This is a genomic window from Streptomyces sp. NPDC052109, assembly GCF_040680195.1.
Lineage (GTDB): Bacteria > Actinomycetota > Actinomycetes > Streptomycetales > Streptomycetaceae > Streptomyces.
Window position 1 is genome coordinate 108,129 of the sequence record NZ_JBFAWF010000023.1, and the last position, 18,041, is coordinate 126,169.

Below are 18,041 nucleotides of genomic sequence, written 5' to 3' on the forward strand. Positions count from 1 at the left end.
CCGCCCGGGCGTGCGCCGGGGAAACCGTTTGCCCGCGCGGCACGCCCGGGCCACAGTCGCCCGGTGAACTCGGCGTCTCCTCCGCACGGCCCGCGCAGACCCTCCTGGGCGGGCCGCAACTACTCCCTGCTGACCACGGCGGCCGTCGTCACCGGCCTCGGTGCGAACGGCTCGCTCATCGCCGCCGCGTTCGCCGTGCTGGACGCGGGCGGCGACGGCGCGGACGTGGGTCTCGTCGCCGCCTCGCGCACCCTGCCGCTGGTGGTGTTCCTGCTCATCGGCGGCGCGCTCGCGGACCGGGTGCCCCGGCACCGGGTGATGGTCGCCGCCAACGCCCTCAACTGCCTGTCCCAGGGCGCCTTCGCCGCGCTGGTCCTGACCGGCGAGCCGCGGCTGTGGCAGATGGTGCTGCTCACCGCGCTGGGCGGCACCGGGCAGGCGTTCTTCGGCCCGGCGGCCGAGGGCATGCTGATGTCCTCCGTGGAGGGCGAGCAGGCGGGCCGGGCGTTCGCCGTCTTCCGCATGGCCACGCAGGGTGCGGCACTCGGCGGCGCGGCACTGGGCGGTGCTCTGGTCGCGGCGGTCGGCCCCGGCTGGGTCCTCGCACTCGACGCGGCCGCCTTCGCCCTGGCCGGAGTCCTCCGCTCGTTCCTCGACGTCGGCCACATCCCCCCACGCGCACAGGGCGAGGGCATGCTGGCCGATCTCCGCGACGGCTGGCGGGAGTTCGTCGGCCGTCCCTGGCTGTGGGGCATCGTCGTGCAGTTCTCGATCGCCAACGCGGTCGTGGGCGCGGCCGACGCGGTCTACGGCCCGCTCGTCGCCCGCGAGAGCCTGGGAGGCGCGGCCCCCTGGGGCCTGGCCCTGGCCGCGTTCGGCGCGGGCACGGTGGCCGGCGCCCTGCTCATGACGCGCTGGAAACCCCGCCGCCTGCTGCTCGCCGGCACCCTCTGCGTCTTCCCCCTGGCCCTGCCCTCCGCCGCCCTGGCCGTACCGGTGCCGGCCGGCGTCCTGTACGGGGTGATGTTCGCCGCCGGTACGACGGTGGAGGTGTTCGGAGTGTCGTGGATGACCGCGCTGCACCAGGAGATCCCCGAGGAGAAGCTCTCGCGGGTCTCGGCGTACGACTGGTTCGGCTCGGTCTCGCTCGTGCCCCTCGCGACGGCCCTGGCGGGGCCCGCCGAGAGCGCCTTCGGCCGCGCGGCCGCGCTGTGGGGCTGTGCCGGCCTGGTCGTCCTGGTCACCGCGCTCGTCCTGCTGGTCCCGGACGTCCGCACCCTGACCCGCCGCACCCAGCCGGTCGCCGTCTCCCCGGTCCCGTCAGCCGATGCCGAACGCCCCGTCGGGGGGCTCGGGTGACGGCACGGCGTCGGCGTCCTCGACAGGCCGCGCGGAACCGGTGAACTCCCGCAGTGCCGCCCCGTGTTCGACCCGGGCCGGGAACGCGTCCGCCGCGGTTCGACGGGCCAGCGCGGCGGTGTCGAGGGGCCGGTGCGCGGCGACGAGCACCGCGTTCCCGAACCGCCGGCCGCGCAGCACCGCGGGTTCGGCGATCAGCAGCAGTTCCTCGAACGCGGTGGCGAACGTGGCCAGTTGGGAGCGCAGGAACCCGAACGGGGCCGCGTCCGCGAGGTTGGCCAGATAGACCCCGCCCGGCCGCAGCACCCGCTCGGCCTGGCGGGCGTAGGCGAGCGTGGTCAGATGCGCCGGCACCCGGGAACCGCCGAACACGTCGGCGATCAGTACATCGGCGTGATCGTCGGGGGCCGCCTCCAGCCACGCTCGGGCATCGGCGGCGTGCACCGCGATGCCCGAGCCCTGCGGCAGCGGCAGATACTCGGCGACCAGCTCCAGCAGCCCCCGGTCGGCCTCCACGACCTCCTGCCGCGAGCCCGGCCGGGTGGCCGCCACATGGCGCGGCAGCGTCAGCGCCCCTCCTCCGAGGTGCAGCGCGTCCAGCGGCCGCCCTTCTTCGGCGACGACATCCAGCACATACCCGAGCCGCCGCGCGTACTCGAACTCCAGATACGCCGGATCGTCGAGATCGACGTACGACTGCGGCGCCCCGTCGACGGTCAGCAGCCAGGCCCGCTCCCGGTCGACATCGGGCATGAGCTTGGCGGTGCCGTGGTCGACGGTCCGGGTGACAGGTATGGCTTCACTCACGCATCCATTGTCACCGGTTCCGGACGAACACCGGGCGCGGGGACCGGCCCGAAGGGGGCGCGGGGAACTGCGCGCGACACCACGTGGCACCCGCAGTCCCCCACACACCTCATCCCCGCGAACCGACGGAGCCGACCGTTCCCGCGCCGACGGTCCGTCCACCCTCACGGATGGCGAACCCGAGCCCCGGCTCGAGCGGGACCTCCCGCCCCAGCTCGACGGTCATCTCCACCGTCTCCCCGGGCCGGGCCACGGCCGGTTCGCCGAGGTCGACGTCTCCCACCACATCCGCCGTGCGGATGTAGAACTGCGGCCGGTACCCGGTCGCGACGGGCGTCGTACGACCCCCCTCGCGCCCGGAGAGCAGATACACGCGTGCGGAGAACCGCCGGGCGGGCACCACGCTCCCCGGGGCCGCCACGACGTGCCCGCGCCGCACGGCGTCCCGCGGCACGCCCCGCAGCAGCACCGCCACGTTGTCCCCGGCCTGCGCCTCCTCCATCGGCTTGCCGAAGGTCTCCAGCCCGGTGACGACGGTCTCGATGTCGGTGCCCGGCACCGCCACCCGGTCCCCCAGGCGGAGCGTCCCCCGCTCGACGGCCCCGGTGACGACCGTGCCCCGTCCGGTGATGGTGAGCACGTTCTCCACCGGCAGCAGGAACGGCGCGTCCAGATACCGCTCCGGCATGGGCACGTAGGTGTCGACCGCGTCGAGCAGCGCCTCGACGGCCGCCGTCCAGCGCGGGTCGCCCTCCAGCGCCCTGAGGCCCGAGACCCGTACGACGGGTACGGAGTCGCCCGGGTAGCCCTGGGCCGTGAGCAGGTCGCGGACCTCCAGCTCGACGAGGTCGATGAGCTCCTCGTCGTCCGTGCCGTCGGCCTTGTTGAGCGCGACGACGATGTGGTCGACGCCCACCTGCCGGGCGAGCAGCACGTGTTCGGTGGTCTGCGGCATGATCCCGTCGAGCGCGGAGACGACGAGGATCGCCCCGTCGAGCTGCGCGGCGCCGGTGACCATGTTCTTGACGTAGTCGGCGTGGCCCGGCATGTCCACGTGGGCGTAGTGCCGGGTGTCGGTCTCGTACTCGACGTGCGCGATGTTGATGGTGATGCCGCGGGCGGCCTCCTCCGGGGCGCGGTCGATGCGGTCGAAGGGCACGAAGGTGCCGGTGCCGCGCTCGGCGAGGACCTTGGTGATGGCGGCGGTCAGGGTGGTCTTGCCGTGGTCGACATGACCCATGGTGCCGATGTTCAGGTGCGGCTTGGTGCGCACGTAGGCCGTTTTGGACATGGCTGTACCTCGAAGCCTCTCAGCCGTGGAAGGAAACGCGGGACCCCGAGGACTGGCCGACCCTCCCCCTGCGGGGTCCGCCGGACGTTCCGGAGAGGGTCAGCTTCGGGCGCCGTCGACAGCGGCCACGAGGATCGGGAAGGCAGCCTTCGGCGCATCCGCGACGGCGGATGCTGCGAGGAGGAAGGCGTGCCGGAACATGGGGTCGATCATCGCCGAGCGGGTGTCCGGCGTCGAACGATTTTTGGCGGCGCGGGCGTTGGCGCGGTCAGACGCCGGTGTTCCTCAGCGCCTCCCGGACGGTCAGCGGGGCGAAGCGGCCCCGCTCCCGCGCCAGGAAGGCCCGTACGGCCCCCGGGTCGGTCTTGGCGTACTCGCGCAGGGCCCAGCCGATCGCCTTGCGGATGAAGAAGTCGGGATGCCCGGACTGGAGCAGGCAGTAGGCGAACAGCCGGTCGGCGTCGGTGTGTTCCTTGCGAGACAGCTGGTGGAGGAGGGCCGTGCGCACCAGCCACAGGTCACCGGCGGTGATCCAGGCGTCCATCTCGGAGGCGAGCGCGGGGTCGGCGGCGACCAGACGCCCGACCACGTGCGCCGCGAGCAGGTCGACGGTGTCCCACCAGGGGACCGTCGTGACGAGGTGCCGGGCCACCGGCAGGAAGCCGGAGGAGCACCGTCCCGCGTGCCTGCGCAGGTAGTCCACGGCGAAGTAGTGGTACTCGCGCTCGGGCAGGGCCCAGCAGCGCAGCGCGATCGCGGTGCAGTCGCCCTCGTCGGGGCGCGGGGTGCCCGCGAGGACCGTGCGGGACAGGGCGCGGCGGGCCGGGGTGGGAATGCCGAGGAAGGGCGCCACGTCCTTCATGTACGCCCGCATCGGGCCGGCCCGCTCGACGTCGGCGGCGGCCGCGAACACGGCCGTCACGCGTTCCAGCACCGTGTCGGCGAGAGCACTGCGCGGCACGTCCGGCGGGGCCGCGCCTGTGACGGTCATGGGACGAACCATACGGCGATCACACCCGTTCGTCGGTTAGTGTCACCGGATGCTCGATGCCACCACCCGCTCTGGGGGCACCGCCACGGCCTCTCCCCGGGCCGCCGTCACGGAGCTCGTCGTACCCGTGTCACCCGTGCCCCGCGAGGGGCTCACCGGGCGTTGCGCGCGGGCGCTGGGATCTCCCTACGCACGGCTGTCGCTGCTGCTCGCGCTGCTCGCGGGTGCCGCCGCGTGCGTGCTGCTCTTCGATCCGCAGCGGCTGCTGACACACGGGTGGCCGCCACAGCTCGGCGGGGCCGCGGCGGCCGGGGTCTTCGCGGTGGCGTACGGGCTGTGCACCGTGGCGTTCGTGCCGCGGCCCCTGCTCAACCTGGCGGCGGGCGCGCTGTTCGGCTCGCAGCTGGGGCTTGCCACGTCGCTGGCCGGCACGGTGCTCGGGGCGGGCGTGGCGTTCGGACTCGGCCGGGTGCTCGGGCAGGACGCGCTGCGCCCGCTGCTGCGGGGCCGCTGGCTGAAGGCGGCCGACGGACAGCTGAGCCGGCACGGGTTCCGGTCCATGCTGGCCGCCCGGCTCTTCCCGGGCGTACCGTTCTGGGCTGCGAACTACTGCGCGGCCGTCTCCCGCATGCGCTGGTGGCCCTTTCTGCTGGCCACGGCCGTCGGGTCGATCCCGAACACCGCCGCGTACGCGGTCGCCGGCGCCCGTGCCGCGGCGCCGACGTCTCCCGCCTTCCTGATCGCGATGGCCGGCATCGCCGTACCGGCGCTGCTGGGCTCGGTGGTGGCCTGGCGCAAGCGTCATCATCTGCGCTCGCAGTAGGCGCCCAAAGGGGCGCGGGCAACCGCGCCGCCGGCCACGACGGCCCGGCGGACGATCGGCGACGTCACGCGCCGCTCACCGCTCAGACGCCTTCCAGCACCATCGCGTTCGCCAGCCCACCCGCCTCGCACATCGTCTGCAGGCCGAAGCGAGCGCCGCGACTGCGCATCGCGTGGACCAGGGTCGTGGTCAGCCGGGTGCCGCTGGCGCCGAGCGGGTGGCCGAGGGCGATGGCGCCGCCGTGCACATTGACCTTGGCCAGATCGGCGCCGGTCTCCTGCCGCCAGGCCAGCACCACGCTGGAGAAGGCCTCGTTGACCTCGAAGAGGTCGATGTCGGCCACGCTCAGCCCCGCCTTGCGCAGCACCTTCTCGGTGGCCGGGATGACACCGGTGAGCATCAGCAGCGGGTCGGAGCCGGTGACGGCGAAGCTGTGCAGGCGGGCGATCGGGCGCAGGCCGAGGCGGGCCGCGGTGTCGCTGGACGTGATCAGGACGGCGGAGGCACCGTCGTTCACGGGGCTCGCGTTGCCCGCGGTGACGTTCCACTCGATCTGCGGGAACCGCTCGGCGAAGCCGGGGTCGTAATAGGCGGGCCTGAGGCCGGCGAGGATCTCCGGAGTGCTGCCGGGCCGTACGCTCTCGTCGCGGGCGACGCCGTCCAGCGGCGCGACCTCGGCGTCGAAGAGGCCGGCCTGCCACGCGGCGGCGGCCTTCTCGTGCGAGGACACGGCGAACTCGTCCATCCGCGCACGCGTGAGGGACCACTTGGCGGCGATCAGCTCCGCGCTGATGCCCTGCGGGACCAGTCCCTCGGGGTAGCGCTCGGCCACGCCGGGCCCGAACGGGTCCTTGCCGGCGGGCACGTTGGACCACATGGGCACCCGGCTCATCGACTCCACACCGCAGGCGATGACGAGGTCGTACGCGCCGGACATGACCCCCTGCGCCGCGAAGTGCACGGCCTGCTGCGAGGAGCCGCACTGGCGGTCCACCGTGGTCGCCGGGACCGTCTCGGGGAAGCCCGCGGAGAGTACGGCGTACCGGGTGGTGTTCATGGCCTGCTCGCCGACCTGGTCGACGGTGCCGCCGATGACGTCGTCGACCAGCGCGGGATCGACGCCGGAGCGCTCGACCAGGTTGCGCAGGGTGTGGGCGAGCAGCTGCACGGGGTGGACGTGGGCGAGGGAGCCGTTCGGCTTGCCCTTGCCGATGGGGGTGCGTACCGCTTCGACGATCACTGCGTCGCGCATGGCGGGGGCCTCCTTGGCCGCCTGGCTGTCGTAGCGGACTACGGCAGCTACCAGTGAGTAGGAAATCCAAACTCACGATAACTCGCCGAGTTGGAAAATCAAACCTTCCTCTAGACTGGCCCTCATGGCCGCCACGAAAGACCCGCGCCCCTGCTCCATCGCCGACGCCCTCGCGCTGGTCGGCGAGAAGTACTCCCTGCTCGTCCTGCGCGAGGTGTTCCTCGGCAACGGCCGCTTCGACCAGCTCGTCCGCAACATCGGCGCGCCGCGCGACGTCCTGGCCGCCCGGCTGCGCCGGCTCGTGGACGCCGGGATCCTCACCAAGCGGGTCTACAGCGAGCGCCCTCAGCGCTTCGAGTACCGGGCGACGCCGGCGGGCCTGGAGCTGGAGGGAGTCCTGATGACGCTCAAGGAGTGGGGCGACCGCCACATCCGCAAGGGGGTCGACCTCCCCATGGCCGTCGAGCACGCCTGCGGCAACGAACTGGTGCCGGTCGTCACCTGCCGGGCCTGCGGCGACGATGTGCGCCACGAGGACCTCACGGCCCACCCCCAGGCCCCGGGCTGGACGCGCACCGGCCCGACAGCGGCGTAGCGCTCCGCCGGGCGGGGCCGTTGCGGGCCGTCGACCTGCGGCGCCGGCGCGGCGGGTCGCGCGGTTCCCCGCGCCCCTCAGCGGCGCTCGTACACGTCGAGCCGCCCGCACATCCCGAACCGCCCGCTTTCGAAGGGCTGCTCCGCCCGTACGACGGCCTCGGCGAGGTGGGCCGGGTCGCCGGCCGCCAACCGGTCCAGCTGCCGCCCCGTCGCCTCGGCCGCCGCCAGCGCCCCGCCCCGCCACCGCTCCCGCCACCGCGCGATCCGGGGCCGTACGAGCGCGGCGGCGGCCCGGTGGAAGGCGGCCAGCGCCTCGGGGCCGTGCGCGGCGCGCAGCGCGTGGTATCCCTCCAGGGCCAGGTCACGGCGGGCGCGGGCGAGCCGTTCCCGCTCGGTCTCCGGGGCGTCGGCCGGGATCGTGGTCGCGGCGGCGTACCTCTCCGGGTCGGCCAGGTGTTCCGGCGGGAGTGTCAGCACCGCGTCCCCGGCCTCCGGAAGCCCGCTGTTCTGCATGAGCACGGTGAGGCGCAGATCGTCCTCGTTGACCAGCCGGTGGACGGTGCCCGGCGTGAACCAGGCGACGGTGCCGGGCGCGAGCGGGGTGACCTGGTACCCGGACGCGGTCAGCGTCTGCACCGCGCCCCGGCCGCCCGTGACCACGTACGCCTCCGAACAGGCCAGGTGCACATGGGGAGTTCCGCCACGCGCGCCGTCGGCGGCGGGCCAGTCGTACACGCACAGCCGCGACACGGCCACCCCGCCCGGCAGCCCGGTGAACCCACCGGCGCTCACCATGAGTGCGCCTTCAGGTAGGCGGCGACGTCCGCCCGCTGCCAGGCGCCGTCCGCCACGACGACCCGGTAGCGGCGGCGGAGCGTGTCGCCGGGGGCGAGTTCCAGTTCCTCGAAGAAGGACCAGGAGGGGGCGACGGCGGCGAAGGGTTCGTTGCGGACGAACCAGTGGGCGGGATGGGTCCCACCCGTGCCCGCCTGGTCGTTCTCGGGGGCGTGCGCGAAGACGAGGGTGGCGTGGCCGTCGATGCCGTCGAACTCGCCGCAGTACGCGAGCCAGGGCGCCTGCGTGCCCATCAGCGCGGGCCCCTCCCCGTCCGGCGCGATGATCCGCCCCTCCCGGAAGGCGCGCGGGCCGCGCCAGAACAGGCCGGTGTAGCCGGCGAGTTCGCGGCCGGCGGTGGTCGGGCTGCCGAAGCGGAGCGGCTCGGCCCGCCGGTTGGTGACGGCGCTGGTCCAGGTGAGCGCCCAGGAGCCGGCGACCGGGTCGACGTCGTGGACCTCGATCCGCCGCTCCTCCTCGGCCCACAGCTCACCGTCGTACGGGTGCCAGGTCAGCCGCTCGGCGACCACCGCCCGGCCGCCGGCCGCCGCGACCTCGTCGAAGCCGGCGTGCCGCATCGAGCCGACCCGCTCGCGCAGTTCGAGGTATCCCTGCCCGTGCACATAGGTGTTGCCGCCCCACAGGTTCGCTCCGGACAGGTGCGAGGCGGTCAGGGACAGGCCCTTGTGCCAGCGGTGGTCGTGCGGGCGGTAGTCGGTGACGACGGCTCCGGAGAGGGTGCGGACCGGGTGGAGGTAGGGCCGGGGCGCCTCCCAGGCGGCCTCGGGGCGGTAGACGTAGGCGAACAGCTCGATGCCGGTGGCCGGTGCGGAGACGGTGATCCGGTCGCCGTGGGCATGCACCACCCGCAGCCCGCCGGTCATGCCGGGACCCCCTCGGCGGTCATGGGCGCCCAACCGGGGGCGCCGCCGTGCAGGGCGCTGTAGTAGGGGTCGCCCGGGCCGATCCCGCCTGCGCGGACGGTCGTGTCCGTGAAGGCCGACTTGTACAGGGCCGTGATCAGCTCCAGGCTCGTACGCCCGTCGGCGCCGCTGCTGCGCGGCCGCTGCCCGGCGCGCATGCTCGCGACCAGCTCGCGCAGTTGGGCCAGGTGCGAGCTGGGCACGTCCGGACCGAAGTCCCGCCACGTCTCGGCCAGTTCGGCGGGCACGCCCGGGGCCGGGGTGATGCGCCAGTTGCCGTTGGCGTGCCCGTACAGGTGGGTCAGTTCGACGGTCGCGCGCTCGCAGTCGACACGGATGCGGCTGACCTCGTCGGGGCTGAGCACGCTGTTGACGACGGTGGCGAGGACGCCGCTCTCGAACCGGACCAGCGCGGTGGAGACGTCCTCCGTCTCGACGTCGTGCACCAGCCGTCCGGCCATGGCCCGCACCTCGCGCCAAGGACCCAGCAGGTCCAGCAGCAGATCCATCTGGTGGATGCCGTGCCCCATCGCCGGGCCGCCGCCCTCGGTGTGCCAGCGGCCCCGCCAGGGCACCGCGTAGTACGCGGCGTCGCGGTACCAGGTGGTCTGGCAGTGCGCCACCAACGGGCGGCCCAGAGCGCCTTCTGCCAGCAGCCGGCGCACATGCCGCGATCCGGAGCCGAAGCGGTGCTGGAAGACGATCGCCGCGTACGGGCCGCCGTCGGCGCCCTCCTCCGCCTCGATCGCGTCGAAGTCGGCGAGCGAGGGCACCGGCGGCTTCTCGCACCACACCCAGGCCCCGGCGCGCAGCGCGGCCACGGTCTGCGCGCGGTGCAGGGTCGGCGGGGTGCAGACGCTGACCAGGTCGGGCCGTTGCTCGGCAAGCATCCGGTCGAGGTCGGTGTAGGCGTGCGGGATGCCGGTCCCGGCGCGGAAGGCCGCGACGGCGTCCTTGTCGATGTCGACGGCGGCGACGACCTCCGTCTCGCCCTCCCGCGCGAGTTGGGCCAGTGCGGGCAGATGGGAGCCGCGCGCGATGGCGCCGGCGCCGACGACGGCGGCCCGGATGCGCCGGCCGTTGAACGGAACTGGAGAGCGGGAAGAGGGAGGCATGGGCGGGTTCAGCACTCCTCCGGGACGGTGGGCGCGCAGGAAGGACCAGAGGTCCGGCAAGCGCTTTCTCCTTGGCCGCAACGTAAGCGGCGGCGCCGGGGCCGGTCAACACCGGGGACCGGCCGAGCCGTTCACCCCCTGGTTCGGTGCTGGGCACCGCCCCGCTACGCTGCCCTGGTCATTTGATCACTTCTTTACCCGACAGCACTTGGACACCCTGCCTTCATGTCATGGTTTGAATCCCTCGTCCTCGGACTCGTCCAGGGGCTGACCGAGTTCCTGCCCGTCTCCTCCAGCGCGCACCTGCGGCTGACCGCCGCGTTCTCGGGCTGGGAGGACCCGGGAGCGGCGTTCACGGCGATCACGCAGATCGGCACGGAGACCGCGGTGCTGATCTACTTCCGCGGGGACATCGGCCGGATCGTCTCGGCCTGGTTCCGCTCGCTCTTCGACAAGGCGATGCGGCGGGACCACGACGCGCAGATGGGCTGGCTGGTGATCGTCGGCTCGATCCCGATCGGGGTGCTCGGCGTGACGCTGCAGGACCAGATCGAGGGACCGTTCCGGGATCTGCGGGTCACCGCCGCGATGCTCGTCGCCGTCGGCCTGGTCATCGGCATCGCCGACCGGCTGGCGGCCCGCGACGAGACCGGCGGCCGGCACCGCGCGCCGAAGCAGCGCAAGACACTGGAGCACCTGGGCGTCAGGGACGGCCTGGTCTTCGGCCTGTGCCAGGCCTGCGCCCTCATCCCCGGCGTCTCCCGCTCCGGCGCGACCATCAGCGGAGGCCTGTTCATGGGCTACAGACGGGAGGCCGCGGCCCGATACTCCTTCCTGCTGGCCGTTCCGGCGGTGCTCGCCTCGGGTGCGTTCGAGGTGAAGGACTCGGTGAGCGAGGGTCACGTGGCCTGGGGGCCCACGCTGTTCGCGACGGTGCTCGCGTTCGCCTCGGGATACGCGGTGATCGCGTGGTTCATGAAATGGATCTCCCACAAGAGCTTCATGCCGTTCGTCTGGTACCGCGTGGCCCTCGGGATCGTCATCATCGCCCTCGTCTCGGCCGGCGTCCTGAGCCCGCACGCGGCGGAATCGGCGAGCTGAGCGCGGGGCGGACGGGCCGGCGGCTTCTCCCACGGTCCGGGTGGGGATCCGCCACGGAGCAGCACCCGGACACGGACGGGCCGCTGCGGGCTCTGCTCCGTTCCGTGGTGCCCCGGATCGCACACCGCCGCGGGCCGACCGCTCGGCCGGGCTCACGAGCGGCGATCCCGGCGGGTGTGCGCCTCCTCGACCACCCCGAGGTCCACGACGGTTCGGCGACGTGCCCGACCCTGTCCGCCGCGCTGCTTTCGGACACTTCCCGCGCCTGGAGGGACCGACCCGGCCCGTGGCCTCGCGCCGCCGCCCAGGGCCCCTTCCGCAGCGGCCGAGGCACGCGGATTGCCGGATCGAGCGGTCCCGCCCGGGGTTCCGGGTCGACTGCGGACGCGGCCGCCGCCGACGGTGACCAAGCCCATACGTTCTGCGTAGCCGCGCGGTAGCGCAGTGTCAGTGCTTGCCCCTAGGCTGTCCGCATGTCCCCCGATTCCCTGCCCTCTGGTTCCGCACGGTCTGCCGCCGAGGTGAACGAGCAGATCCGGGCGCTGTGGCTGCGCGCGGGCGGCACCCTGTCGGCCCAGGAGCGCGCGGAGTACGAGCTGTTGGTGGTCGAGTGGGCCGAGGCGCTCCGCGGCGAGATCATCGAGGCGGCCTGAGGCGGGCGGCGGCCCCGGAGCCCCCCGCCTACGCCCGGAGGTGCGCGAGCACCCCGTCCGCCACCGGGTACGGCCGCTCCACGGGCAACAGCCCGGCCGCCCGCCCCGGTTCACCGGCCCGCACCCACCCGTGGACCTCGGCCGCCAGCGGGGTCACGTCCTCGATCCCCACGATCCACTCGTCGGCGTACCGGGCCGCCGCCTCTCCGGCGAGACCGAGCTGCAAGGACCGGTGGGGCAGCGGAACGTGGTGCAGATCCCGCTCGGGGTCCCACTGCACACGGGCCGGAGACCGACGCAACTGCCGCTTCCAGGACGCCTGGTCCTCATGCAGGTCAGGGACGTAGTGCGACAGGCAGGCGTTGCGCAGGGCCCATTCGAGGCCGGCGCGTTCGATCTCGACGGCGAGGACGGTCTCCTGGCCCTCCTTGGTGCCCCAGCCGCAGCGGTACATCATCCACAGGAAGGACGGCTTGATCCAGGTCATCCGGTCCCGCTTCCAGGCGGAGGGAAAGCGTCCGGTGCGAGCCGCCGGGCGGCCTATCTGCGGACGGTAGGCCTGGTAGACGGTGACCGTCGTGTCGGTGTACCGGGCCCGGATGCGGAACGTCGGTTCGGGCTCGATGGGTTGGTCGTTCATGGGGACAGGTTCGGGCCGGAGACGCGCCGCGCACCACCGAATATCCGGCACGCCTCTCGATATCCCGGCGCGCCTCTTGGCTGGGCGCCCGCCATGCCCAACACTGTGCCGATGACGCAGCGCGTGGAGCTGGCAACCGTGATGGACCGGGTCGCCGTGGACGAGCTGATCACCGCGTACGCGGTGACGGTGGACGACGGCGACTGGACGGAGTACCGAGAGCTGTTCACGGCGGACGGGCGGGCCGACTACCGCTCGGCCGGAGGGATCGAGGGCGATGCCGGGCAGATCGCCCAATGGCTGGCCGAGAACCTGTCACTCTTCGCCATGCGGCAGCACCTGATCGTCAACCGCCGGGTGGGCTTCGGCCTCCTGGAGCACGACACCGGCGACACGGCCTCGGTGCGGGCCGACTACCTCAACCCCATGCGCTTCGCGACCGACGGCACCCCTACGGTGCCGGATCTGGTCTGCGGCGGCCGCTACGACTTCACGCTGCTGAGGACACGGGACGGCTGGCGCCTGCGAGAGGTGGTGGTGGAGGAGAAGTGGCGCAGCTTTCCGGCCAAGGCAGCCGCAATCAGGTAAGGGGGGCAGGGCCGTACCGGCCATCGGCTCCGCCGCGAGGGCACGGCCTCCGGGCCCCCCTGTCCTAGATCGCTCCCGAAGCGCACACTGGGAGGGCAGGCTGGGTAGGGAGGGCCCACATGAGGACGATCGAACAATGGCTCACCTCTCCCTGGCGCCGCTCGGCCGTCGCCGCTGTCGCCGGTGCCCTGCCCGTCCTGGCGTTCCCCGCCCCCTCCCTCTGGTGGTTCGCCTACGTCGCCCTGGTCCCCTGGATCCTGCTGGCCCGCTCGGCCCCGAGCGGGCGCCGCGCGGCCTACGACGGCTGGAGCGGCGGCTTCGGCTTCCTGGTGGCCGTGCACCACTGGCTGCTGCCGAGCCTGCACGTGTTCATCTTCCTGATCGCCGTCCTGCTCGGCGCGCTCTGGGCGCCCTGGGGCTGGCTGGTGCGCCGGTTCCTCGGCGAGCAGCCGGCGCCGGGCCGGGGTGCCGTCGCGCTGCTGGTACTGCCGTCGGCCTGGCTGACGGTGGAGCTGGTGCGGTCCTGGCAGGGGCTCGGCGGGCCGTGGGGCATGCTGGGCGCCAGCCAGTGGCAGGTGTCACCGGCGCTGCGGCTGGCGTCGGTCGGCGGGGTGTGGCTGCTGAGTTTTCTGGTGGTGGCCGTCAACGTGGCGGCGGCCGTGCTGATATCGGTGCGCGAGTCGCGGGTGCCGGCCGTGGCCTCGCTGGTCGCGACTGCTGCGGCGACCTCGGCCGCCTGGGTGTGGGCGCCGCGCCCGCAGGTCGACGGGCAGTCGCGGATCGCCGTCGTACAGCCGGGGATCGTGGCCGGGCAGGACAGCGCCGAGAAGCGGTTCGCGCGGGAGGAGCAGCTCACGCGGCGGCTCGCCGGGCAGGACGTCGACCTGGTCGTGTGGGGTGAGTCCAGCGTCGGCTTCGATCTGGGCGGCCGGCCGGACCTTGCCCGGCGGATCGCCGCGCTGTCCCGGGCGACCGGTGCCGATGTGCTGGTGAACGTGGACGCCCGCCGCTCCGACCGGCCCGGCATCTACAAGAGTTCGGTGCTGATCGGCCCGGACGGTCCGACGGGCTACCGTTACGACAAGATGCGGCTGGTCCCGTTCGGCGAGTACATACCGGCCCGCTCGCTCCTCGGCTGGGCCACCTCGGTCGGCAGGGCCGCCGGCGAGGACCGCAGGCGCGGCACCGAGCAGGTCGTGATGGACGTCGGGCACGGGCTGCGGATCGGCCCGCTGATCTGCTTCGAGACCGCCTTCCCGGACATGAGCCGGCATCTGGCGGAGGACGGCGCCGACGTCCTGGTCGGCCAGTCCTCCACTTCCTCCTTCCAGAACAGTTGGGCTCCGGAACAACATGCCTCGCTGGCCGCGCTGCGGGCCGCCGAGACCGGCCGCCCGATGGTGCACGCGACCCTCACCGGCGTCTCGGCCGTGTACGGGCCGGGTGGGCAGCGGCTCGGGCCGTGGCTCGGCACTGACGCGAGCACCGCCCGGGTGTACGACGTACCGCTCGCGCACGGCATCACGCCGTACGTCCGCTACGGCGACTGGCCGGTGCACGGCGCGCTGCTGGTGCTGGCCGCGCTGTGCGCGACCGAGGGGATACGGGCGCTCAGGCTGCGCCGTGGCGGTCCTGAACCGCTCGTACCACCCGCTCGCACAGCTCATGAGTCGCCAGCGCGTCCCGGGCGCTGAGCAGCTTGCCGGCGCGCACGGCGTCCAGGAAGGCGAGGACCGCCTGCTCGATGCCTCGCTGGCGGGCCACCGGCACCCAGTCGCCGCGCCGGCGCACGGTCGGCTGGCCCTTGTGGTCGATCACCTCGGCGAGGTTGAGCACCTGACGCTTGGTGTCCTGCCCGGAGACCTCCAGGATCTCCTCCGTGGAACCGCTGAGCCGGTTCATCACACCGATCGCGGTGAAGCCGTCCCCGCCGAGCTGGAGCACCACGTGGTGCAGCAGTCCGTTCTCGACGCGGGCGCGCACGGTGACGTCGTCGACCGGGCCCGGGGCCAGGAAGCGCAGGGTGTCGACGACGTGGATGAAGTCGTCCAGGATCATCGAGCGCGGTTCCTCGGGCAGCCCGATCCGGTTCTTCTGCATGAGGATCAGCTCGCGCGGGTGATCCAGGCACAGTGCGTACCCGGGCGCGTACCGGCGGTTGAAGCCGACGAAGAGGGAGACCCCGCGTTCCTCGGCGAGGGCCACCAGCCGCTCCGAGTCGGCGAGTTGGTGGGCGAGCGGCTTGTCGACGTAGGTCGGTACGCCCGCCTGGAGCAGCCGGGTGACGATCTCGGGGTGGACGGCGGTCGGCGCGTGCACGAAGGCCGCGTCGAGGCCCTCGGCGAGCAGGGAGTCGAGCGTGGTGTGCCGCCGGCCGGCCGGCAGGTGCAGGGTGTCCGCGACCCGGTCGAGGGTGGCGGGCGTCCGGGTCTGCAGATGGAGGTCGATCCCCGGCTGCGCGCCCAGCACCGGCAGATACGCCTTCTGCGCGATGTCCCCGAGTCCGATGCAGCCGACCTTCACGTGCTCTCCCTCTCCCGCTTGCCCGCGTGTGTCTCCTCGGCAGCATACGGGGGCCGCCAGCCGGCGATGCCGTCGAAGCCGCGCAGGAAGAGCGCGGGACCGGCCTTCGACAGCGCCGCGACCGTGAGGTTGCGTACGGCGACGGCGGCGGGGTTGGCGGCCATGTTGAGGCGGGCGACCCTGACGGCCCGGCGGGCGACCGCGGTCGTGCGCGGAAGGCGGGCGGCGGTGTAGGCGGCCAGGTCATCGCCGTGGTGGGCGAGGACGATCGCGTCCTCGATGGCCTGGTTGCCGCCCTGGCCGAGGGTCGGCGGCATGGCATGGGCGGCGTCGCCGAGCAGGGCGACCCGGCCCGAGTGGTGGGCGGGCAGGGGCGTGGCGATGTGGTGGACGTCGTGCCGCAGCACGTCCTCGGGCCGGGCGGCGGCGAGCACGGCGGGGATCGGCGCGTGCCAGTCGCCGAACCGGCGCAGGAGTTCGGCCTTCTCGTCGTCCCGCGCCCGCTCCCCCGCCGGGGTCATGGCGGCCGCGTAGGCGTAGACCAGGCCGTCCTTCAGCGGGTGCGTGCCCCAGATACGGCCCCGGCCCCAGGTCTCGTGCGAGGCGAACTCCGTGCCGGGCACCGGGATCAGCACCCGCCAGGTGGTGAACCCGGCGTACACCGGTCCGGGGTGGCGCGGGAACAGAGCTGTGCGGACACGGGAGTTGATGCCGTCCGCGGCGGCCACCAGCTCGGCCTCCAGCTCGTCGCCGCCCGTGCTCACCCGGGCGGGCCTGCGGCCGTCACCCGGGTCGGCGAGGGTCGCGGCGGCCGTGGTGCGCACGGCGCCGGGCGGGAGCAGGGCGGCCAGGCGGTCGACCAGGACGGCGCGGGGCAGCAGGACCAGCGGGCCGCCGAAGCGGGTGGCGGCCGCCTCCGCGCTGGAGCGGGACAGCCAGTGCCCGCCCGGGGTGCGCAGGCCCCCGTCCCCCTGCCAGGCGGCGAGGTCGCGGACCTCCTCGCCGATGCCGAGCAGGTCCAGGGCGCGCAGGGCGTTCGGGGCGAGGGAGATGGCCGCGCCGGCCGGGTCCAGGGAGCGGGCCCGTTCCAGCACGGTCACGGTCCAGCCCCTGCGGTGCAGGGCCGCTGCCGCGGCCAGGCCTCCGATTCCGCCACCGATGACGATCGCACGCGCCGACCGGGCCATGGCTCCTCCGGGATCCGTGGGACTACACCTGTAGTGGACAAGACTCTACTACAGGTGTAGTGAGACGGGTAGGGTCGCCTCATGTCCGTGAGCACCCCCGGCGCCTCCCGTGCCGATCTCGTCGCCGACGCCGCCCTCGCCCTGCTCGCCGAGCGCGGGATGCGGGGGCTGACGCACCGCGCCGTGGACGAGGAGGCCGGACTGCCGCCGGGCTCGACCTCGAACGTGGCGCGCACCCGGCAGGCGCTGCTGGAGCTGGCCGTACGGCGGCACGCCGAGCGGGAGGCCCGGGTGCTGGACCTGGCCGAGATGCCGCGACCGAGCGGTGGACTCGACGCCCTGGCCGCGGGGCTGGCCCTGGCCGTGCACCGCTCGCTGACCCAGGGCCGCGCACTGCTGATCGCCCGCTACGAACTCGCCCTGGAGGCCACTCGCCGCCCCGAACTGCGGGCCTTCTACGACCGGACCGGCGCCGTCTTCAGGGAGCAGCTGGCCACGATGCTCACCGCCGTGGGCTCACCCGACCCGGCCCGGCATGTGCTGTCCCTGGTCGCCTGGGCGGACGGGCTGATGTTCTCGTGCGCGGCGGGTTCGTTCGGCGCCGAGGCGCCCGGGCTGGAGGAGATCCGCAAGGGTCTGCGGGAGCTGCTCGCGGGGATGCTGGGCCGGTGAGCACCGGGGCCGGCCTCGGGGCGCACGATCCTGGCCCGCGCCCGGACGTCAGCCTCGGTCCGCGGAATCCCTTCGTACGGGGCACGAGATCACCCGCGCGGGGGCGTCAACCGCGGCTCCCTGATGCCAAGCCGGGCGCCGAACCAGCAGAGTTGCGCGGGTGCATCGAACGACGACCACCGCAGCGCTCCTGGTCACCGTGGCCGTCTCGGCCCTCTCCGGCTGTGTGACCGTACAGCACCCGGCGGCACCCGGGCCGCCCCGGCAGACGACACCCTCGCTGCCGACGGCGCCCCGGCCGGACGGCAGCACGGAGCCGCGGGTGGTGCAGGCACCGGCCCAGGAAGCACTGGAGATGACGGGGCCGTCCCGGCATCCGAAGCGCCGGGTGCCGCCTCCTTCGCACCATCCGACCGCGGCACCCCCGGTCGTTCACCGCCCGCCGGCCGCGCCACCGGCTCCCCCGCGCCCCCACGCGGAGCGCCCCCGCCGGTCGCACACCACCGCGCCGGACCTGTCGAGGTCCCTCCCGGCGACCTCGGACGTCTGCTCCCTCGGCAGGCAGTACGGCGGCTGGCCGCAGGACAGTCCGGAGGCGGCGATCTGCGAACAGGCGTACGGCCACTGAAGCCCGCCCCGAGGGGCGCGAGGAACTCCGCGACCGGACACGACGAAGCGGCGGGCG

At 73.7% G+C, this 18,041-nt stretch carries 19 protein-coding genes; 9 read left to right on the forward strand and 10 right to left on the reverse strand.

Annotated elements, in window-relative coordinates:
* The first annotated feature begins 63 nt into the window (after nt 1-63).
* Nucleotides 64-1,359, forward strand: a complete 1,296-nt coding sequence (locus AB0L59_RS34020; RefSeq protein WP_365590513.1) for an MFS transporter — start codon at nt 64-66, stop codon at nt 1,357-1,359.
* Here AB0L59_RS34020 and AB0L59_RS34025 read toward each other — a convergent pair.
* The 3 genes from AB0L59_RS34025 to AB0L59_RS34035 form a co-directional block, all read right to left on the reverse strand.
* Nucleotides 1,321-2,166 (reverse strand): fused MFS/spermidine synthase, encoded by an 846-nt coding sequence (locus tag AB0L59_RS34025; protein ID WP_365590514.1) that lies wholly within the window; start codon nt 2,164-2,166, stop codon nt 1,321-1,323. The genes AB0L59_RS34020 and AB0L59_RS34025 overlap by 39 nt on opposite strands.
* 109 nt (nt 2,167-2,275) lie before the next feature.
* Entirely contained in the window at nt 2,276-3,457 is a 1,182-nt protein-coding gene (gene tuf / locus AB0L59_RS34030) for an elongation factor Tu (RefSeq protein ID WP_365590515.1), read from the reverse strand.
* A gap of 268 nt (nt 3,458-3,725) precedes the next feature.
* The gene (locus AB0L59_RS34035) at nt 3,726-4,448 is read right to left on the reverse strand and encodes a DNA alkylation repair protein (RefSeq protein WP_365590516.1); all 723 of its coding nucleotides are present in this window, start codon (nt 4,446-4,448) and stop codon (nt 3,726-3,728) included.
* A 49-nt stretch (nt 4,449-4,497) separates the two neighbouring features.
* Between AB0L59_RS34035 and AB0L59_RS34040 the strand changes: the two genes are divergently transcribed.
* The gene (locus AB0L59_RS34040; RefSeq protein ID WP_365590517.1) at nt 4,498-5,271 is read left to right on the forward strand and encodes a TVP38/TMEM64 family protein; all 774 of its coding nucleotides are present in this window, start codon (nt 4,498-4,500) and stop codon (nt 5,269-5,271) included.
* 82 nt (nt 5,272-5,353) lie between these two features.
* On the opposite strand, the gene AB0L59_RS34045 is transcribed toward AB0L59_RS34040, so the two are convergent.
* Nucleotides 5,354-6,523: a thiolase family protein gene (locus AB0L59_RS34045; RefSeq protein WP_365590518.1), complete on the reverse strand. Its 1,170-nt coding sequence runs from the start codon at nt 6,521-6,523 to the stop codon at nt 5,354-5,356.
* A gap of 124 nt (nt 6,524-6,647) precedes the next feature.
* Between AB0L59_RS34045 and AB0L59_RS34050 the strand changes: the two genes are divergently transcribed.
* Nucleotides 6,648-7,118: a helix-turn-helix domain-containing protein gene (locus AB0L59_RS34050; protein WP_365590519.1), complete on the forward strand. Its 471-nt coding sequence runs from the start codon at nt 6,648-6,650 to the stop codon at nt 7,116-7,118.
* A 77-nt stretch (nt 7,119-7,195) separates the two neighbouring features.
* Here AB0L59_RS34050 and AB0L59_RS34055 read toward each other — a convergent pair whose 3' ends face one another.
* From AB0L59_RS34055 to AB0L59_RS34065, 3 genes are read right to left on the reverse strand one after another with little or no spacing between them, the layout of a single operon-like run.
* Nucleotides 7,196-7,915 (reverse strand): cupin, encoded by a 720-nt coding sequence (locus AB0L59_RS34055; RefSeq protein ID WP_365590520.1) that lies wholly within the window; start codon nt 7,913-7,915, stop codon nt 7,196-7,198.
* A complete protein-coding gene (locus tag AB0L59_RS34060; protein ID WP_365590521.1) occupies nt 7,909-8,838 on the reverse strand; it encodes a PmoA family protein in 930 nt (309 codons plus the stop codon). The genes AB0L59_RS34055 and AB0L59_RS34060 overlap by 7 nt, the downstream gene beginning before the upstream one ends.
* Nucleotides 8,835-9,992: a Gfo/Idh/MocA family oxidoreductase gene (locus tag AB0L59_RS34065; RefSeq protein ID WP_365590554.1), complete on the reverse strand. Its 1,158-nt coding sequence runs from the start codon at nt 9,990-9,992 to the stop codon at nt 8,835-8,837. Before AB0L59_RS34065 ends, AB0L59_RS34060 begins: the two co-directional genes overlap by 4 nt.
* Nucleotides 9,993-10,217: 225 nt before the next feature.
* Here AB0L59_RS34065 and AB0L59_RS34070 point away from each other — a divergent pair, with 225 nt between their 5' ends.
* Complete coding sequence (locus tag AB0L59_RS34070) at nt 10,218-11,093, forward strand: undecaprenyl-diphosphate phosphatase (protein WP_365590522.1); 876 nt, start codon at nt 10,218-10,220, stop codon at nt 11,091-11,093.
* 473 nt (nt 11,094-11,566) lie between these two features.
* Entirely contained in the window at nt 11,567-11,746 is a 180-nt protein-coding gene (locus AB0L59_RS34075; protein ID WP_365590523.1) for a hypothetical protein, read from the forward strand.
* A 28-nt stretch (nt 11,747-11,774) separates the two neighbouring features.
* Here the strand turns inward: AB0L59_RS34075 and AB0L59_RS34080 are convergent, their stop codons facing one another.
* Nucleotides 11,775-12,386, reverse strand: coding sequence for a DUF4291 domain-containing protein (locus AB0L59_RS34080; protein ID WP_365590524.1), 612 nt, complete (start codon nt 12,384-12,386; stop codon nt 11,775-11,777).
* A gap of 111 nt (nt 12,387-12,497) precedes the next feature.
* On the opposite strand from AB0L59_RS34080, the gene AB0L59_RS34085 reads away from it, so the two are divergent.
* Both AB0L59_RS34085 and lnt read left to right on the forward strand, forming a co-directional pair.
* The gene (locus tag AB0L59_RS34085) at nt 12,498-12,974 is read left to right on the forward strand and encodes a nuclear transport factor 2 family protein (protein ID WP_365590525.1); all 477 of its coding nucleotides are present in this window, start codon (nt 12,498-12,500) and stop codon (nt 12,972-12,974) included.
* Nucleotides 12,975-13,093: 119 nt separating this feature from the next.
* A complete protein-coding gene (gene lnt, locus AB0L59_RS34090; RefSeq protein ID WP_365590526.1) occupies nt 13,094-14,668 on the forward strand; it encodes an apolipoprotein N-acyltransferase in 1,575 nt (524 codons plus the stop codon).
* Here the strand turns inward: lnt and AB0L59_RS34095 are convergent.
* Together AB0L59_RS34095 and AB0L59_RS34100 are read right to left on the reverse strand one after the other, a co-directional pair.
* Nucleotides 14,586-15,497, reverse strand: a complete 912-nt coding sequence (locus tag AB0L59_RS34095; RefSeq protein WP_365590527.1) for a Gfo/Idh/MocA family oxidoreductase — start codon at nt 15,495-15,497, stop codon at nt 14,586-14,588. The genes lnt and AB0L59_RS34095 overlap by 83 nt on opposite strands.
* Entirely contained in the window at nt 15,494-16,684 is a 1,191-nt protein-coding gene (locus AB0L59_RS34100; protein ID WP_365590528.1) for an FAD-dependent monooxygenase, read from the reverse strand. Before AB0L59_RS34100 ends, AB0L59_RS34095 begins: the two co-directional genes overlap by 4 nt.
* Nucleotides 16,685-16,765: 81 nt before the next feature.
* Here AB0L59_RS34100 and AB0L59_RS34105 point away from each other — a divergent pair, with 81 nt between their 5' ends.
* On the forward strand, nt 16,766-17,356 hold the full coding sequence (locus tag AB0L59_RS34105; RefSeq protein ID WP_365590529.1) for a TetR/AcrR family transcriptional regulator: 591 nt from the start codon (nt 16,766-16,768) through the stop codon (nt 17,354-17,356).
* A 160-nt stretch (nt 17,357-17,516) separates the two neighbouring features.
* On the forward strand, nt 17,517-17,984 hold the full coding sequence (locus tag AB0L59_RS34110) for a hypothetical protein (RefSeq protein WP_365590530.1): 468 nt from the start codon (nt 17,517-17,519) through the stop codon (nt 17,982-17,984).
* The last annotated feature ends 57 nt before the right edge of the window (nt 17,985-18,041 follow it).

Excerpts from the sequence above, each read along its gene's own strand:
- tuf (WP_365590515.1), bottom strand. The coding sequence starts at position 3,457 with ATGTCCAAAACGGCCTACGTGCGCACCAAGCCGCACCTGAACATCGGC.
- AB0L59_RS34035 (WP_365590516.1), bottom strand. The coding sequence starts at position 4,448 with ATGACCGTCACAGGCGCGGCCCCGCCGGACGTGCCGCGCAGTGCTCTC.
- AB0L59_RS34040 (WP_365590517.1), top strand. The coding sequence starts at position 4,498 with ATGCTCGATGCCACCACCCGCTCTGGGGGCACCGCCACGGCCTCTCCC.
- AB0L59_RS34045 (WP_365590518.1), bottom strand. The coding sequence starts at position 6,523 with ATGCGCGACGCAGTGATCGTCGAAGCGGTACGCACCCCCATCGGCAAG.
- AB0L59_RS34050 (WP_365590519.1), top strand. The coding sequence starts at position 6,648 with ATGGCCGCCACGAAAGACCCGCGCCCCTGCTCCATCGCCGACGCCCTC.
- AB0L59_RS34055 (WP_365590520.1), bottom strand. The coding sequence starts at position 7,915 with ATGGTGAGCGCCGGTGGGTTCACCGGGCTGCCGGGCGGGGTGGCCGTG.
- AB0L59_RS34060 (WP_365590521.1), bottom strand. The coding sequence starts at position 8,838 with ATGACCGGCGGGCTGCGGGTGGTGCATGCCCACGGCGACCGGATCACC.
- AB0L59_RS34065 (WP_365590554.1), bottom strand. The coding sequence starts at position 9,992 with ATGCCTCCCTCTTCCCGCTCTCCAGTTCCGTTCAACGGCCGGCGCATC.
- AB0L59_RS34070 (WP_365590522.1), top strand. The coding sequence starts at position 10,218 with ATGTCATGGTTTGAATCCCTCGTCCTCGGACTCGTCCAGGGGCTGACC.
- AB0L59_RS34075 (WP_365590523.1), top strand. The coding sequence starts at position 11,567 with ATGTCCCCCGATTCCCTGCCCTCTGGTTCCGCACGGTCTGCCGCCGAG.
- AB0L59_RS34080 (WP_365590524.1), bottom strand. The coding sequence starts at position 12,386 with ATGAACGACCAACCCATCGAGCCCGAACCGACGTTCCGCATCCGGGCC.
- AB0L59_RS34085 (WP_365590525.1), top strand. The coding sequence starts at position 12,498 with ATGACGCAGCGCGTGGAGCTGGCAACCGTGATGGACCGGGTCGCCGTG.
- lnt (WP_365590526.1), top strand. The coding sequence starts at position 13,094 with ATGAGGACGATCGAACAATGGCTCACCTCTCCCTGGCGCCGCTCGGCC.
- AB0L59_RS34100 (WP_365590528.1), bottom strand. The coding sequence starts at position 16,684 with ATGGCCCGGTCGGCGCGTGCGATCGTCATCGGTGGCGGAATCGGAGGC.
- AB0L59_RS34105 (WP_365590529.1), top strand. The coding sequence starts at position 16,766 with ATGTCCGTGAGCACCCCCGGCGCCTCCCGTGCCGATCTCGTCGCCGAC.